Source organism: Paenibacillus sp. FSL M8-0142, assembly GCF_038597315.1.
GTDB lineage: Bacteria > Bacillota > Bacilli > Paenibacillales > Paenibacillaceae > Paenibacillus_AQ > Paenibacillus_AQ lactis.
The window spans coordinates 5,622,108-5,638,335 of the sequence record NZ_CP152008.1 but is presented as its reverse complement, the minus strand read 5'-3'; the positions used below and the strand labels follow the sequence as shown (position 1 = coordinate 5,638,335).

Annotated in this window: 14 protein-coding genes; 7 read left to right on the top strand and 7 right to left on the bottom strand. The window is 49.8% G+C overall.

What is annotated here, in order from left to right:
- Positions 1–140: 140 nt before the first annotated feature.
- From nhaC to NSQ46_RS25630, 3 genes are all read right to left on the bottom strand, one after another.
- Entirely contained in the window at positions 141–1,517 is a 1,377-nt protein-coding gene (gene nhaC / locus NSQ46_RS25640) for a Na+/H+ antiporter NhaC (RefSeq protein WP_210095633.1), read from the bottom strand.
- A 225-nt stretch (positions 1,518–1,742) separates the two neighbouring features.
- Complete coding sequence (locus tag NSQ46_RS25635; RefSeq protein ID WP_007131039.1) at positions 1,743–2,393, bottom strand: nitroreductase family protein; 651 nt, start codon at positions 2,391–2,393, stop codon at positions 1,743–1,745.
- 31 nt (positions 2,394–2,424) lie between these two features.
- The gene (locus tag NSQ46_RS25630) at positions 2,425–3,408 is read right to left on the bottom strand and encodes a DMT family transporter (RefSeq protein WP_007131040.1); all 984 of its coding nucleotides are present in this window, start codon (positions 3,406–3,408) and stop codon (positions 2,425–2,427) included.
- A gap of 205 nt (positions 3,409–3,613) precedes the next feature.
- On the opposite strand from NSQ46_RS25630, the gene NSQ46_RS25625 reads away from it, so the two are divergent.
- Together NSQ46_RS25625 and NSQ46_RS25620 are read left to right on the top strand one after the other, a co-directional pair.
- The gene (locus tag NSQ46_RS25625) at positions 3,614–4,954 is read left to right on the top strand and encodes a PLP-dependent aminotransferase family protein (RefSeq protein WP_028404459.1); all 1,341 of its coding nucleotides are present in this window, start codon (positions 3,614–3,616) and stop codon (positions 4,952–4,954) included.
- A 66-nt stretch (positions 4,955–5,020) separates the two neighbouring features.
- Positions 5,021–5,728 carry a DNA alkylation repair protein gene (locus tag NSQ46_RS25620; protein WP_028404458.1) on the top strand — a complete coding sequence of 236 codons (708 nt, stop codon included), beginning with the start codon at positions 5,021–5,023 and terminating at the stop codon, positions 5,726–5,728.
- Positions 5,729–5,878: 150 nt separating this feature from the next.
- On the opposite strand, the gene NSQ46_RS25615 is transcribed toward NSQ46_RS25620, so the two are convergent.
- The 4 genes from NSQ46_RS25615 to NSQ46_RS25600 form a co-directional block, all read right to left on the bottom strand.
- Positions 5,879–6,061: a hypothetical protein gene (locus NSQ46_RS25615; RefSeq protein ID WP_028404457.1), complete on the bottom strand. Its 183-nt coding sequence runs from the start codon at positions 6,059–6,061 to the stop codon at positions 5,879–5,881.
- Positions 6,042–7,202 carry a hypothetical protein gene (locus tag NSQ46_RS25610; RefSeq protein ID WP_028404456.1) on the bottom strand — a complete coding sequence of 387 codons (1,161 nt, stop codon included), beginning with the start codon at positions 7,200–7,202 and terminating at the stop codon, positions 6,042–6,044. Before NSQ46_RS25610 ends, NSQ46_RS25615 begins: the two co-directional genes overlap by 20 nt.
- Before the next feature lie 51 nt (positions 7,203–7,253).
- Entirely contained in the window at positions 7,254–8,507 is a 1,254-nt protein-coding gene (locus NSQ46_RS25605) for an MBOAT family O-acyltransferase (protein WP_232239262.1), read from the bottom strand.
- 394 nt (positions 8,508–8,901) lie between these two features.
- A complete protein-coding gene (locus NSQ46_RS25600) occupies positions 8,902–9,297 on the bottom strand; it encodes a helix-turn-helix domain-containing protein (protein WP_007131046.1) in 396 nt (131 codons plus the stop codon).
- Positions 9,298–9,506: 209 nt separating this feature from the next.
- Here NSQ46_RS25600 and NSQ46_RS25595 point away from each other — a divergent pair, with 209 nt between their 5' ends.
- The 5 genes from NSQ46_RS25595 (at position 9,507) to NSQ46_RS25575 (ending at position 16,149) form a co-directional block, all read left to right on the top strand.
- Positions 9,507–10,085 (top strand): NAD(P)H oxidoreductase, encoded by a 579-nt coding sequence (locus NSQ46_RS25595; protein ID WP_028404454.1) that lies wholly within the window; start codon positions 9,507–9,509, stop codon positions 10,083–10,085.
- Positions 10,086–10,316: 231 nt separating this feature from the next.
- Positions 10,317–12,614 (top strand): beta-L-arabinofuranosidase domain-containing protein, encoded by a 2,298-nt coding sequence (locus tag NSQ46_RS25590; protein ID WP_034272647.1) that lies wholly within the window; start codon positions 10,317–10,319, stop codon positions 12,612–12,614.
- 192 nt (positions 12,615–12,806) lie between these two features.
- On the top strand, positions 12,807–13,976 hold the full coding sequence (locus NSQ46_RS25585) for a DUF4317 domain-containing protein (protein ID WP_007131049.1): 1,170 nt from the start codon (positions 12,807–12,809) through the stop codon (positions 13,974–13,976).
- 239 nt (positions 13,977–14,215) lie between these two features.
- Positions 14,216–14,785 carry a hypothetical protein gene (locus NSQ46_RS25580; RefSeq protein WP_007131050.1) on the top strand — a complete coding sequence of 190 codons (570 nt, stop codon included), beginning with the start codon at positions 14,216–14,218 and terminating at the stop codon, positions 14,783–14,785.
- A gap of 203 nt (positions 14,786–14,988) precedes the next feature.
- A complete protein-coding gene (locus tag NSQ46_RS25575; RefSeq protein ID WP_007131051.1) occupies positions 14,989–16,149 on the top strand; it encodes a cobalamin-independent methionine synthase II family protein in 1,161 nt (386 codons plus the stop codon).
- Positions 16,150–16,228 lie beyond the last annotated feature (79 nt).

Below are 16,228 nucleotides of genomic sequence, written 5' to 3'. Positions count from 1 at the left end.
GTTTGAGCACGCAGCGCTTATCCAGTGAGCCATACTCGGAATCCTGCGAATATGGAAGGAAGCTATACCCGCATAGCTCATAATAAAAAAGGCCTTGTATCCTAATTGATAGGGTACAAGACCAGAGTTGAAGCTTGATATCACTTACTTTCTCCCAGCGAGTTTCGTTGTAATTGCGGAATCAAGGCAAAGGCGAACGTGAATATCGGACTTAACCATAGGAATGCAGCGAACGGGGTATATTCTAGTACCGGAACGCCAAGGGTGGCAGCGAAGAAAGCTCCGCTGACGCCCCATGGAATCAGAGGGTTGACAAGGGTTCCGCAATCCTCCAAGGTTCGTGACAGGGTTTTGGCCGGTATTTGTCTGCGGGTATACTCATCCTTAAACATTTGGCCCGGCAGCAGGATGGATAAATACTGCTCCCCTGTCATGCCGTTAACGGCGATCGATGATGCGCCCGTCATAAGAACAATGCTGCTGCGCCGTTTCAGCGGCTCAATCCATTTACGGAACAAGGCTTCGATGACTCCGCAGTGCTGCAGCAAGCCGCCTAATGATAAGGCGATCAGGATCAGGGACACCGACCCCATCATCGATTGCAGGCCGCCACGATTCACGATCTGAGCTACAGTCTCATTCACGATGCTACTCTTGTAACCGCCCTGCATCACGCTAAACCAGCTGCTTATCGTGGTTTGCTGTTGAACGAATGCCGTTATCAACAGTCCGGTAACGATGCCTGCTATTAATGTGGGAAGGATCGGTATACGCTTTGCCGAGCATACAATGACCGCAAGGGGTGATAGCAGCGTTAACCAGTGAAGATGAAACCCGTCTTGCAGCGACTCCTTGATGGGCTGAATAGAGCTCAAATCCATAGACCCGGTCGTCGGGATCAGAAGAAATAATATCGTTGTGATGATTAACGCAGGTACCGTGGTATACATCATATTACGAATATGGGTGAACAAAGAGATGCCGGCCACGGCAGGCGCAAAATTCGTCGTATCGGACAGCGGAGACATTTTATCCCCGAAACAGGCACCCGAGACGATGGCCCCCGCTGCCAGAGGAAGCGAAATTCCCGTCGTCATGGCAATTCCCATCAAGGCGACGCCGACCGTGCTGACCGTGGTAAACGAGCTGCCGGTGAACATCGATACAATGATCGTCACATATAACGCGCTCACTGCAAAATAATGCGGTTCGATATAATCCAAGCCGTAATACAGTATGGTCGGCACGGTTCCGCTCATCATCCACACGGCAATTAATATGCCAATAAGCGAAAGGATCAAGATCGGCATAATCGCGGATTGAATGCCTTGTATGATAGAGGATTCAAGCTTCTTCCAGGAGAATCCGTATAGGCGTAATATGGCGGCAGTGCCGATCGTTGCGCCCAGAAGCGGGATATGAGGCTCCGCCTTGAATATAAAGATCGAAACAAACAGAAATGCTAGAATGAAAGCGATAAGAATGATGCTTTGTACAAAACCAAGCTGTCGTTCCATGATGCTGGAGCTCCTTATACATGAGGTTAGCGGCTTGAAGACATGGATCCCCATCCGCTCTTTTTTGCTTTTTCACTTTTGTGCTTTTTGGCTTTTTTGCATTGAAGCACGTAGGTACTATAAACGATAAGATGAGATCGAGTCAATGTTATAAAAATACAATCCATAAGAAAAAGCCAAGTTTCCCAGCTGTACTGAGAAACTTGGCTTTTCTGCTCTGGCATACTACACCTGGAATCCGAACCCATTCCAATGAATCTTCTCTTCGACCGGCAGTCTTACGGAAGGCCGAGCCGGCTCTGCTGCCTTGCCGATGGCAACGAGCATGACCGGCACGTACCGGTCAGGAATCGCGAAGGCCTCGATCAGTTTGTCCGGATTAAAGCCGCTCATCGGGCAAGAGTCCAGTCCCATCGCTTTTGCGGCAAGCATCAGCTGCATGGCGGCAAGCGAGGCATTGGAGAAGGCCTGATCCCGCGCCCAGTTAGGTTTGTTCGTATAGGCTCCCTGGATTTGCAGGATCAGATTTGCCTTTATCTCCGGAGATAACCGACCTGCCTGCACATCCGCTTCGAATATGCTCTCCGCATTCCGGTCGGCTTGCAAATCTCCGAGGATCGCCACGGTCGCCGATGCTTCGACGACCTGCTGTTGTCCGTTCGCAATACCAAGGAGGATGTCCTTGCTCGCTTGATCCGTCACGACGAGGAAATGCCAATGCTGCAGATTCCAGGCGGAAGGTGCTTGCGAAGCGATTCGGAGCAGTTCTTTGATTTCGTCTTCGCTCATCCGATAAGTGCGGTCATAACGCTTTACGGCATGCCTTTCTTTTGCTACGGTCAAAAAATCCTGCTTGCTATCGAGGTTTACGTTCATTTTCGATACACTCCCTTTATTTAAGTATGGGTCAAACAACATTATCCTTCGGCATGCTTCGTTCCGTATCCCGGAGCACTGCTGCCGCTTTGGGCTTTGGTCTCACATTCGTTCCAATGACGCCCGCGACAATGAGTACCGAACCGATAAGATGATAGACGGTCACGGCCTCTCCGAGTAAAAACGCTCCGGCTGCGATGGAGATGACGGTGGACAGATTGGAAAATACGCTGATCTTCGAAGCCTCGAGCTTGGAGAGCGCATAGCTGGACGAGAAGGCCGTTACCAGCGATGCCAGAATGCCGAGATACAAGATAGCCCAGATAAAATCCGGATTGGCCAGCGGTGTGAAGATTTGATTCATCGTTCCGTTGGCCGCATGATCCAACAGCGACGCCAGCCAAAAGGTCACGCACCCGATCGTCATCATAAAGCTGGTCACTTCGGGCGGCGTGAACGTACGCAGCAGGAAGCGCGATAGTACGGTATACCCTGCGGATACGAGACAAGAGAGGAACAGCAGCAGCATTCCGGCCGCATTCGTAAGATCCATGCTTGAGCCTTGCATGACAAAGATCAGCACCACCCCGAATACGGACAGCAGAATGGAGAGCTTTTGCCGCAGCGTCGTGGACTCCTTCAGAAAAAATCCCGCGAGCATGGCGGTAAGGATCGGCGTGACGGCAAAAATGATGCCGCCTTCGGCAGAGGATGCATGCTTCAGACCGAACGCCTGCAAGGTGAAGAACCCCAGCGGATACATCAAAGCCAACAGAAGCAGCCTCGGCCATGGCTTGCCCTTGAGCGAAAGGCGAAATACGCCTGTAGCAACCAGAATCACAATTGCCGCGAAGGACAAGGTGAAGCGAAGCGCCAAGGTGTCGATGGCGCTTGCGTACGCCAGAGCGACTTTCGTATACATAAAAGATAACCCGATGATGGATGCATAGATGAGAACGGCTAAATACGCAAAGGCGCGATCTCGTCGCGACTTGTTGGATCGCATGGATGACATGGATAAAACCTCCTATTAGCGAATGGTTGATGAAGCTTGCAATTGAAATCGTAAGGGATTCCTGATCATGCCACAATGCGAAAAATCCCTAACTGTATCGGTACAGTTAGGGCCAGCTGTTATGGTGTGGGGGCGCTTTTTTCGGTATAGTATGGTTTAAGAAGAAACTCGGACTGATCTAAGGGCGTGGGGAGCGAGGCAAATCATGAACAAATATTCGGTGATCCTGGCGGATATCGAACAAAAGCATGCTGCTGGCGAGCTGCGACCGGGACAGAAGCTGCCATCCGTACGTCAAGCGGCCGAAATTTACGGCTGCAGTATCAGCACGGTAATCCGGGCCTATGCGGAGCTGGAGAAGCGCCACTTCATCTACTCGATTCCGCAGAGCGGTTATTATGTGGTGCAGGATGAAGAGAGAGAAACCGATATGAATCACGGGATCATTGATTTTGCCTCTTCTTCACCCGATTTGAATGTGTTTCCTTACCGGGATTTCCAACATTGCTTGAACAAGGCAATCGACACGTATAAATACCATCTGTTTACCTATGGGGATCCGGAAGGTCTGGGGGCTTTGCGCGAAACGCTCGTGAAGCACCTGGCTGCGGACCAGGTGTTTGCCAAGGCCGGGCAGATTGTGGTAACCTCAGGCATCCAGCAGGCGCTTCACACGTTAGCGGAGATGCCGTTCCCGAGCGGCAAGCCGGCCATCCTGGTGGAGCAGCCGAGTTATAATAAGTTTTTGGATTTTCTTGAGGCAGAAGGGTTGCCGGTGAAGACCATCGCCCGCACCGCGGACGGCATCGATCTGCAGCAGCTGGAGGAGATATTCCGCAGCGGCGATATTAAATGCTTCTACACTATGTCAAGGCATCATAACCCGCTTGGCACATCATATAGCGACAGGGAGAAGAAGGCGATTGCCCGTATGGCCGCCAAGCACGACGTGTATGTGATCGAAGACGACTACATGGCGGATTTGGGTGATCGGCGCGGGTTTGACCCGATTTTTGCGTATGACCGGAGCGGGTATGTGGTGTATTTGAAAAGCTTCTCGAAAATCATTTTTCCGGGACTGCGGATCGGCGCCGTGGTGCTGCCTGAGTCGCTTGCAGCCAGCTTTCACAAAGCAAACCAGCTAAACGGTGCTGCACTTCTCTCTCAGGCGGCGCTGGATATCTACATGAAGAATGGTATGTATGATAGGCACCGGGATAAGATCCATCGGCAGTATGAATCGAGGATGAGGACCTTACACGATGCGGTGAACAGGTATAACGAACCGGGACTGCTCGAAGTGGCGGAAGTCCGATCAGGCATATATACGCAGTTCAAAATGCCGCAGGCGGTCAATCTGGAGCGGGTGGTGGAACGACTGCAGAAACGGGGCGTGCTCGTGTTGAGCGGGAAGCTGTTTTACCTGCCCGACTATCGGCAGAGGGAGAAGTTTTTGCGAATCAGCATCTCCCGCGCCCGTCCGGAGCAGATTCATGAGGGCGTGCAAGCCGTGATTGAGGAAGTCAAGCGGGGAATGAATGTGTGAGGCAATCGAATTTTGCGAAAATAATGGTAAGTAAATACAACTAAAATAAAGACGGGAGGTCCCACGATGAATTTTGAAACGGTGATGCAGGAGCTTGAAGCGCTCGGCAAGGAACGGCTCAAGAAAATGTACATGTCTAATGGAGCGCGCGAACCGCTGTTCGGCGTGGCGACAGGCGCGATGAAGCCCATGGCCAAGCAAATCAAAATCAATCAGCCTTTGGCCGAGGAGCTTTACGCTACAGGAAATTACGACGCCATGTACTTTGCCGGCATCATTGCCGATCCGAAAGCGATGACCGCGGCGGATTATGAGCGCTGGATCGAGGGGGCGTATTTCTATATGCTGTCCGATTACGTGGTTGCGGTCACCCTGGCGGAAGCCGATATTGCGCAAGAGGTTGCCGATCAATGGATCGCAAGCGGCGATGAGCTGCGAATGTCAGCAGGATGGAGCTGTTATTGCTGGCTCTTGGGCAGCCGGCCGGACGCCCAGTTTGACGAAAGCAAACTCGCGAGCATGCTGGAGAGGGTGGAACAGACGATTCACGAATCTCCCGAACGCACGAAAGCCTCGATGAATAACTTTATGTACACCGTTGGGGTATCCTATCTGCCGCTCCACGATAAGGCAGTCGAGACTGCTAAGGCCGTAGGCCCGGTTGAAATTAAACGGGATAACAAAAAGAGCAGCATCGTTAACGCCTCCGAAAGCATTCAGAAGGCGGTTGACAAAAATCAGCTTGGTTTCAAACGCAAATATGTAAGATGTTAAACCGTCCGGGGTGGACGAGCCTCAGAGCGAAAAGTCCGTTCGGACATCGCGGCGGGCGAAATTGCAAAACGGCATGCAGGACTGAAAGTCAGTCATTTGCACGCCGTTTTTTATGCGAGGATTTTGCAACATCCTGTTACGCATCAGATATTAGAAGTTCATATAAATAAATTCCTGCGTTTCTCCGGAAAAAAAGATAATACCAAGCACGACGGCGATCAGGACGACGGCTCCGCCGAGCGCCAGGCCGACCATGATCAGCGCCCGTACGACACGATCCGTAAGGCTGCGGGCTTTCGCTTCCGCCGATGCGTTATGGGGCTGCAATTCCATAATTGTTCATCCTCGTATACAAGATTTCGCCAAACCGGTGACTCCCTTGGTCGATCAGATGAGCCGGGTCGCGATAATATTCATGCGGAATGGTGTTGATCGGTTCTTGATTAAATTCGATAAAGGGGTAGCCTCTTGATTCTACCAGCTTCTGATAGGCGCCCATCGCTTCCGTATACTCGCTCCAATGGAACAGCTTCTTGTCAGCGATATGCTCTTTATCGAGCGGAGCGGAATAGAATACGGCTTGCTTCTGATGCTCCTCCAGCAGATCAAGCGTTTGTTCGATCATGAATAACCCGAAGCTGTGATCTGGATCGAAAGGCTTATTCCAGCGATAGAGCTCTTCGTAGTGCTGGTCGATGCCTTCCTGCTGAGCGTCATTCATGTTGTCATAAGCGGTATACATCGGCGTATAGCTTTCTTCGATCCCTTTTCTTTCATTTTCGTTCTTTTGAACCTCCTGGCGGATTTTCTCCATCGGCGTACGGGTCTTGAACAGACGGTAGCTGATCGCGTCGCGGTCATGATAGAGGGTCCATTGATTCAGGAGGCGGGACGTCACCCAATTGTGGGCATTACTCGGAAGCGACTCGCGGTTTTTGTCCGGGAAATCAGCAAGCCAGCTGCGCGGGATCGGCTGTCCCAGCTTCTCCACCAGCGACGGGTAGACAACAACGTTCGGCTCGTTATCCGACACGACGACGATCCCATAGTTGATCTCAAAGACAACATAATCAACCTTATCGATCATGGAGGCGAGCAGCGCGTAGGTCTCCGTAAATCTTCCTCCGGAAATTCCAAGGTTGATCACACGGCTGTCCTTCAAATGAGCCTGAAGGACGCCGGCCGAGGTATTCTCCCCTTTTCTTACGGTCGTGCCGAAGAGCGTGGAGGGTCCGAACATGCCGATCACCCTGGTGCCGTCATCCAGGTGCTTCTTCAAATATTCGACCCATAACGGCGTATAGACAATGGCATCATAGGTCGGAACGCGCAGCTCTTTCTCCGCGTATGTCACGACTTCCTGTCTCATTTCTTCGACCGCTTGATTCGCCCGAATGCTCAATCCGAGCAATCCGATCAAGGCAAAGGAGATCATCATGACAAATACGGTTTTATTCAGAATGAATTTAGGCAAGACAGCTTACACTTCCATTTCCATCCATATTCATATTCGAGTATCGACAACTTATCGCATGCCAAGCAGCCGGAGCATTAAATCCCATCCGTCTGCGATCGGCAATATGAAAAATACGCGGCTGATCGTCACCCCGAAGAATGTAAACAATATCGCGACCGTGACGGTTGCCGGCTTCAGCCATTTCGGAACGGGCTTTAAAGCAGGCTTCAGCTTCTTTACATAAAAGCGGTGCACGCACAACATCACGCCGTGGAACATGCCCCAGACCACGAAATTCCAGGCGGCTCCGTGCCAGAGACCGGAGACGGTCATCGTGGCCATCAGGTTGAAGTAAACCCGGGGAGCAGAGACGCGGCTTCCCCCGAGGGGAAAATACACATAGCGGGTCAGCCATGAACCGAGCGAGATATGCCAGCGGTTCCAGAACTCGGCGATGCTGCGGGCCAGATAAGGGAAGCGGAAGTTCTCCGGGAGGACGATGCCGAACAAGCGGGCGGTCCCGATGGCAATGTCCGAATAGCCGGAAAAGTCAAAATAGATGACGAACGTATAGGCGATCAGCGAAATCCAGAGTCCTCCGGTATCTGTCCCGGCGATGCCGGACGCCGAATAGACAGGCTGCGCCAGGATATCAATCGATCCGGCGAGGACGAGCTTTTTGAACAGGCCGATCCCGATCCGTATGACGCCGGTCAGCAAGTGGTCCACGTGAAATCTCGCTGTTAGCTGTGAATGAAACGTTTGAAATTGCTTAATGGGGCCAGCCACCATCGTCGGGAAGAAGAAAATGAACGACAACAGACCCTCCGGCCGATGCCCCGGCAGCGTTCCGCGTTTGCGTTCAACCAAGTAATGAATCAGCTCGAACGTAAAGTAGGAAATGCCGAGCGGGAGCACGATCTGCTCTGCCTTAGGCAAGAAGGGCTGATGAATAAAACCGAATAGATTATGTAACGTATCCAGCATCATATTCGTGTACTTGAAATAGCCAAGGACCAGAATGGCGGTAAGGATCCCTGCGGGATAAATCCATCGCCTGCCCCATTTCGCTGCAGATTTCACGACAATAATCGCGATGACAACTTCCGCAAGCAACAGGAACAGGTAAGCACCTGCAAAATTGTAGTAAAAAGCGACACCTGAGGCAAACAGCACCCAAGGTCTGACACGTTGCGGCACGAGGTGGTACGTGACGACAGCCACGAGCACGAACAGCCAGTAAAACCAATCCGTATACATCATAATTTTTCCGTATCCACCATCCAAGCCGTCAAAAATACGTAACTTTATACCCTTGTTCATGTTACACGATCCACAAGTCGAAGCCTATGGAAATTTTATGAACAAGCTTCATATATTGACGAATGATACATTAAAGTGAAAGACTCAGGCTATGAAGGCTTCGTGAGCTAACCGCCACCCGGGTATTTACGGGGGCAGTTAATACGAAGTGCGGCAGCCGTCTTGCCAATTTCCTATCAGAGGCCGTTACATGATGATGCCTTGAGGAAAGCACAGCACATAGAGTAGACGGATCCATTTCAATAAAAGTTGCAACCGGGTATAGGTCAAGAGAATCGTCTACAAAGGTTGTTGTGAAAAAAACCTGCTCTTAAACCGGCAGGTTATGTTTTCGTTACGTATCAAGTATCAAGCAGTCCCAGTTTTTCATGGCTCGGAGAGTACACTTAAAGGCTTATTTCTCCTCCGTACGGCAGCCTTGGAATTCCTCCAAAACCTTGGATTTGTCTCCGTACATCTTATCCAGGTGATCCTCTCCCCAGTAGCATAACAGGTCCAGCGCGGGCTTTAATCCCCAGCCGTAAGGCGTTAGCTCATACTCCACTTTAGGCGGGACCTCGTTATATACCTTCCGTGTCACGATCTCATCCTTTTCCAGGCCTCTGAGCTGGGTGGTCAGCATTTTTTGAGTAATGCCGGGCATTAACCGGCGAAGCTCAGACGTACGTTTCCGCCCTGTCATCAGATGGTAGATGATTAAAGGCTTCCATTTCCCTCCCATGACCTCTAAAGCCGCTTCCACACCGACTTGATATTTCTTTTGAGCACTGTTGTTCACCGGTTCCGTCATCTCTCCATCCTCCAATCCCGTTTATCCATTGCTCAGGCCAAGATTCAAGGGATTCCCCTAGGGAACTTCCGTGTTCCTATGGCACATGTATCTTCCTATAGCACATCAAAGTGCGTACTTCCGGATCATTTTCCTACTGTTTATAATAACAGCAGCCATAGGTCATGGCTACAAATCAGCTGCTGAAGAAAGGTAGTGAAGATATAAGCATGAGAGTACTAACCGTTGTTTCCCACCCAAGAAAAGATTCCTTGACCTTTAAGGTTGCCGATCGTTTCGTACAAGGTCTTGCCGAGGCTGGCCATGACTATGAGATATTGGATTTGCACGGGATTGGTTTTGATCCTGTCCTTAAAGGCGCAGATGAACCCGATTGGTCCGCTTCGGTCCAGACCTTTTCCCCTGAAGTGGAAACGGAAATAAGGCGGCTGAAGGAGCATGATGCGTTGGCATTGATTTTCCCCGTTTGGTGGTGGCATCTGCCGGCAATGCTAAAGGGGTATATTGACCGTGTATGGAACAATGGGTTTGCATACGGTGCGAACAACCTTCATCACCAGCATGCCTTGTGGATTGGTTTGGCAGGCGTTTCGGAAGAACAGATGAACAAACGCAGCTATGGTGAAATGATTACTCACCTGCTGAATGTGGGAATTGCAGGTTATTGCGGTATTTCCAATTCAAAGGTTGAATTCTTATATGAGACTCTGGAATCCGAGCCTGCTCATTACGACATGCTGCTGGACCAAGCTTATCGCTTAGGTTTGAATTATGGCAAGGATCATTAAGCTCAGCAGTTCCTTCTATATGACGTAGAAGGGACTGTTTTTTTATAAATGGAATACCAGCACTGAAGTTGAGTTTTCTGTAATGGGTGTTAATGTTATGGCTAACGATCCGTGGCTTTGTGTGAAATTTTATAAAAAAATGGTTGGGTTCTTTCATCGTTCATCTCGCATGCAGAAGGTAAACTGGAATGTATGAGTGTTAAATTGGTGGACTTGTGGGGAGATGATATAATGCCAAAGACCGAACTGTTGGAAGGTATTTTTAAAGAATCGCAAGAAACGGGAAAAGGATATTTACTTCATCTGGATGTCGATCGATTAATGGCCCCTTGTTACGAGGCGGCCTCATTGGAGCCGAAAAAACCGCGATACGGCGGATGGGAAGAGACACCGATTGCAGGACATTCCATCGGGCACTGGCTGTCCGCAGCCGCAGCCATGATTGATGCAACGAGCGACGAGGAGTTGCTTAAGAAGCTGGTCTATGCAGTTAACGAATTAGCTTATGTGCAGTCGCATGATAAGGATGGTTATGTGAGCGGATTTCCTCGCGATTGCTTCGATATCGTATTTACCGGCGATTTTGAAGTTCACAACTTCAGCCTTGCCGGATCATGGGTGCCTTGGTACAGTCTGCACAAAATTTTTGCAGGGCTGATCGATGCTTACCGATTGACTGGAATCGAGCAGGCGCTTGAGGTCGTGATCCGACTTGCGGACTGGGCCAAAAAGGGAACGGATCGACTGACGGACGAGCAATTCCAACGCATGTTAATCTGCGAGCATGGCGGAATGAATGACACTATGGCTGATCTGTATCGCCTGACGAATAACCACGCATACCTGGAGCTTGCGATCCGGTTCTGTCACCGGGCAATCCTTGAACCACTGGCCCGCGGTGTGGATGAACTTGAAGGAAAGCACGCAAATACGCAAATTCCGAAAGTCATCGGCGCTGCCAAGCTATATGAGATCACAGGCGACGATTTCTATCGGAAGGCCGCAGAATTTTTCTGGAAAGAGGTTACGCGCAACCGCTCCTACATCATCGGAGGCAACAGCATCTTCGAGCACTTCAGGGCTGCGAACCAGGAGAAGCTTGGTGTTGAGACCGCGGAAACCTGTAATACCTACAATATGTTGAAGCTTACAGACCACTTGTTCGGCTGGTCGCAAGATGCGGAATACATGGATTTCTACGAACGGGCCTTATATAATCATATTCTTGCATCACAGGATCCGGATACCGGCATGAAAATGTATTTCGTATCCACGGAGCCGGGCCATTTCAAAGTATATGGAACTGCTGAACATTCGTTCTGGTGCTGTACAGGCACCGGCATGGAGAATCCGGCCCGCTATACGCATGAAATCTATCATGCCACGTCGAATGCGATTTACGTGAATCTGTTCATTGCCTCCAAAGCAACCTTCGACGATCACCAGGTCGTCATCCGACAGGAAACAGAGTTCCCGAAACAATCGCGAACTAGACTCATTATAGAAGAGGCGAAGGCTGCTCATTTCAAACTTCGTATCCGTATTCCGCAATGGACCGCCGGAGCGGTAACGGCCGTGGTGAACGGGAGTGAGATCTATGCCGATGCGGAGCCCGGATATCTCAATATCGAGCGGGATTGGAATGCTGGGGATACGATTGAAGTGACCTTACCCATGGAGCTTCGCTTGTACCATGCCAAAGATGATGCGAAAAAGGTAGGCATCCTGTATGGCCCAATCGTACTTGCGGGTGCGCTGGGCACGGAGGCGTTTCCTGACAGTGATATCGTGGACAATCATACGAAGCTGCATCAGCATCCATTAATTGAGGTTCCGATATTGGTCTCAGATGAGCCGGATATCCGGCAATGGATTAAGCCTGTTGACGGGGAGGCATTGACGTTCGTCACGGAGCCTGTCGGGCAACCCGGCAATTCGCGGGTGAGACTGATCCCTTTCTACGCCCTGCACCATCAGCGATATACGATTTATTGGAATCTACTGACTGAAGAGGAATTCAAGAACTATGAGAATCGCGAGCGGGCTGAGAGGGAACGGTTGAAGGCCATTACGGTGGATGTCGTCCATCCTTATCAACAGCAATCCGAGGTTGATCACCATATGAAATCCGAGCAATCGAGGTCAGGCTATTCCGTTTACGCTCAATGCGGCTACCGAGATGCGATAGGCAGCGGATATTTTAGCTATCAAATGGCGGTTCTGCCTGATCAACCGATGTTGTTGCAGGTGACCTACTTCAGCCGCGAAGGAGCAGCTCATGTTGACGGAAGGCTGATGGAGCGGGATTTTGAAATTTTAATTGATGACCATGTGATTGCACGGCAGAGGCTGGAGGGGACGCAGGGGGAACAGCTCTTTAATGTGTCTTATGAAATCCCCATCCACCTGACGGAAGGAAAACGGAGTGTTGAAGTCAAGTTCGCATCGGCTAATGGGAAATTGGCCGGAGGGGTATACGGCGTTCGAATGATCGACCGAGTTCAAATGGAGAAGTTTGTGACGAAATAGGGAAAGAGTGGTCCGGTCGAGAGCAGGATTTTGGCAAGTAGAATTAAGTTGTCGTTGGGCGATAGCTTCACAGATGGTTGGCTCTGACTGAACAGGCGTCATGATTATAAAACCCTTCCCTTCTGGCGAAGGGTTTTTAATTCGTTTATACTGGTAGAGCCAATTTACTTTCTAGGAGTTGTCTGCCGAGCTATGAATAAGAAAGAAGTCGCACATATACGCAAGCAGTTTAAGATGGATAACGATTTGCTGAATATTGAGGATATTCTCAACGTGTACATTATGAAGGAAACGAACGAAATCTATCACTGGGAGCGGCTGCCGTTTGGTCTGCTGGATCGAGAGAAGCAGGAACTGCATATGGGCAATTTCAAGAAGCTGCTGACCGGTGAGCTGGATCATAAGCTGTTTGAATTGAAGTTTCAGGAGGAGGCAGGGGAACCTACGCGGGTGATGCTTCATCAAGGCTTGTCGACAGGAGATCCGGAAGAATGGCAGGACCTGATGCTGATGCTGGTGGACAAAATGATGGCGGATACCAAGTATGAGCGAGATACGGTGATCACCTTCGTTCGCGGGCAATATTACCGGCCGACCAAGGCCCGGAATGAGGAGGCCGAGGAGAGCGAGAAGGACGAGGTGTTCGGGCACCCGTTCATTCTATGCAGCGTGAATTCCACGGAGAAGCAGCGGAAGACGCTCTTGTTCGATTATGTGGAGAAGGAATTCAAGTACAATGTCATGGTGGACCCGGTTATCAAATTGAGTTCGCCGGAGCAAGGGTTCTTCTACCCCAGCGTGACGGACAATTACTCGGATGTGAACCGCGTTCTGTATTGTACGGGAAAATCCAATTTTCCGGATCAGGATTTCATCGAACAGGTCTTGAATGCCGAGAGGTCCATGACCGCAATGGAGGAGAGGGGCATCTTCGAAGAAATCGTGAAGGAAGTGGCTGGCGAACAGCTGGACTCGGCTACTCTCGCGCAGGTGTATGAGGAGATCAACCATGTCATTGAAAGCCACCAGGAGGAGGAAGAGCCTCCGAAGCTGGATTATAAAGATGTGGAACGCGTGCTGACCGTAAGCGGCGTAGAGAACGTGACGCCGGAAAAAGTAGAACAAGCGTTTCAAACGGTTGTCGACGATACGAATTATGAACTGAAGGCCAGCAGCGTGATGCCGAAATTTTCGTCGAAATCGATTAAGATCGATACCAAGGTAGCCACGATTTCGATCAGCCCGCAGGATTTACGATATGTGAAGCAGGTGAATTACCAAGGGAGACGCTGCATCCTGATTGAGGTCGACGAGGATGCCGTCATCGAAGGGTTTACGCTTAGTACAGAAACGCTATTATAGACTCGTTCATCGTACGCTAGTATATAATAAAGTGGAGTGAGGATGCTGGTAACATCCTCACTCCTGACAACAGCCGCTTTTAAGGGCGGCAGGCTGTACAAGGTTCAGAAATAGGTCGTCACCCTTGCCTGGGGAGTCCTATTTCTTTTTATTTTGGTTCAGTGCTAAGATTAAATATGACCATAATCATGGTATGATTGACCTTCACCCAAGGGTAATCTTTTCAATTAGGAGGAACCATGTCCTGGAGCAAATTGAAGCAACAACTGGAGAGCTTTCTCTCTCCTGCGTTACATGGAAGGGTCGAATACCGGGCAACCAGTTATCGTTACCTGCCAGGCAAACCCGGAATCTGTTATCTTGCCGTAGATAAGAAGAACGTGCTCAATATGAGTGAGACCACGGGTTCCATCCGCTGGTACCAGACAGAGCAGGAAATAAAGAATGATCCGGATCTCCAAATCCCTATCAGCCAGGAGGAAATTGAAGCGATCCGCAAGGAAACCAAGGGGACCGTTCCCGAGGAGCGTCTGCAAGTCATCGCAAGAAACCGAAAAATAACAGAGCTTGCAAAAGAGCTTTTGTCGGCACAGGCCGCATTAAGCAAATCCAATTTTGTGACTACAGCGAATAAGTTCTTATCTACTTCTATAGATGAAAGCTTGGAGAGTAATGATATTTTATTGAATATTCTAGCTTTGGTGGACAGACGAGTCGGCAAAAAGCGCATATTGAACATGGCCGAGAAGATGAAGCTAAAGCATCCCGCTGTGCAGTATTTTTATGAGCTGCGGCGCAGTACGTTGTAAACAAACAGTTTAATAAACACAGCATATCATTTTGGATATCCTTATCGAATTCTGCAACTTCACTGTTTAAGTTGGCTTCCTATGCATTTTCCGCACCTTTTTTGCTATAGCTTCTAGCTATAGCTAGTTATGATTTTTTGGTATGCCTTCTAACCCCGCTCGTCGTGATATGATCATCGTATACAACGAGGGGGGTTATTTACATGACTGATAAGTTTCAGATCGTAGGAAGTTTGTTGCGTCCTGAAGAGCTGCTGAAATATAAAAAGCAAATTGAACATCGTGATGATATCCAGTATCCGTTCTATGAAAATTTTGAAGGGTATGCCGAGTGCGAGACCGAGGCCATCAAAGAGGTCGTGAAGAAGGAAATCGAGCATAACCTGTCGGTTATTACGGACGGCGAATTTTCCAAATCGATGTGGCATCTGGATTTTGTATGGGGCTTTGGCGGAGTCCAGCGTTATATCGCGGACCATGGCTACTTCTTCCGGGATGTGGACGGAACCTCGAAATATGAAACGCGCAAAGATATTGGATTGCGTATTACTGGCAAACTTAGCGGAAAGAATCATCATTTCATCAAGCTGTTCAAACAGCTTCAGGATTTCGCAGGCGATCACCAAACGAAGCTTTGCGTACCGTCTCCTTCCCATATTTTCGGCGAGCTCTCCTGGTCGGATAACATTGGCGGAACGGATGCCGTTTATCAGAACAGACAGGAGCTCAAAGAGGGCCTTGTAAGCGCGTATAAGGAATTCGTGGCGGAATTCGCTGCGGCGGGCGGCACGATCCTGCAATTCGATGATTGCTTATGGGAGCTGTTTGCGGACGACAACCCGAACTCTCCGTTTACCGGGGAGCATATTAACCAAGCGGAAGTACAGGGTCTCGCCACCGAATTTATTGAACTAAACAATACATTGATTGACTACGGTCATAGCCTCGGCTTAAAAATGTGGACACACAACTGCCGCGGGAACTATGATTCCCGGAACATGGGCGGGGGATCTTACGCAAAAATCGCCAACCTGTTCCTGAAGCAATTGAAATATGACCGCTTCTTCCTGGAGTGGGATGATGAGCGTGCGGGTTCGATTGAAGCGCTGGAGGTCTTCAAGGACCGGCCGGAAACGGAGATTGTTCTGGGCCTGCTGTCTTCCAAAACAAATACGCTTGATGATGAAGCCCGCGTCATCCGTCTGCTTGACGAAGCATCCAAAATCATTGACAAGGATCGTCTGCTGCTCTCGCATCAATGCGGCTTTGCATCCTGCGATGGCGGTAACGAGCTAAGCGAAGCCGAGCAATGGGCAAAAATCGATCAAGGTCAAAAGATTGCCGAGCAGTATTGGAATAACTAAATTCGGATAAATATCATGGAGCTAAAAAGGGATGACTCGAAGGACCTTTAATGGGCCGGGAGGCATCTCTTTTTGTTTG

Coding starts and splice junctions, on each gene's coding strand:
- NSQ46_RS25585 (WP_007131049.1), top strand. CDS start 12,807: ATGAATAAGAAAGAAGTCGCACATATACGCAAGCAGTTTAAGATGGAT.
- NSQ46_RS25575 (WP_007131051.1), top strand. CDS start 14,989: ATGACTGATAAGTTTCAGATCGTAGGAAGTTTGTTGCGTCCTGAAGAG.
- NSQ46_RS25595 (WP_028404454.1), top strand. CDS start 9,507: ATGAGAGTACTAACCGTTGTTTCCCACCCAAGAAAAGATTCCTTGACC.
- NSQ46_RS25630 (WP_007131040.1), bottom strand. CDS start 3,408: ATGTCATCCATGCGATCCAACAAGTCGCGACGAGATCGCGCCTTTGCG.
- NSQ46_RS25600 (WP_007131046.1), bottom strand. CDS start 9,297: ATGACGGAACCGGTGAACAACAGTGCTCAAAAGAAATATCAAGTCGGT.
- NSQ46_RS25635 (WP_007131039.1), bottom strand. CDS start 2,393: ATGAACGTAAACCTCGATAGCAAGCAGGATTTTTTGACCGTAGCAAAA.
- NSQ46_RS25620 (WP_028404458.1), top strand. CDS start 5,021: ATGAATTTTGAAACGGTGATGCAGGAGCTTGAAGCGCTCGGCAAGGAA.
- NSQ46_RS25625 (WP_028404459.1), top strand. CDS start 3,614: ATGAACAAATATTCGGTGATCCTGGCGGATATCGAACAAAAGCATGCT.
- NSQ46_RS25590 (WP_034272647.1), top strand. CDS start 10,317: ATGCCAAAGACCGAACTGTTGGAAGGTATTTTTAAAGAATCGCAAGAA.
- NSQ46_RS25615 (WP_028404457.1), bottom strand. CDS start 6,061: ATGGAATTGCAGCCCCATAACGCATCGGCGGAAGCGAAAGCCCGCAGC.
- nhaC (WP_210095633.1), bottom strand. CDS start 1,517: ATGGAACGACAGCTTGGTTTTGTACAAAGCATCATTCTTATCGCTTTC.
- NSQ46_RS25605 (WP_232239262.1), bottom strand. CDS start 8,507: ATGAACAAGGGTATAAAGTTACGTATTTTTGACGGCTTGGATGGTGGA.
- NSQ46_RS25580 (WP_007131050.1), top strand. CDS start 14,216: ATGTCCTGGAGCAAATTGAAGCAACAACTGGAGAGCTTTCTCTCTCCT.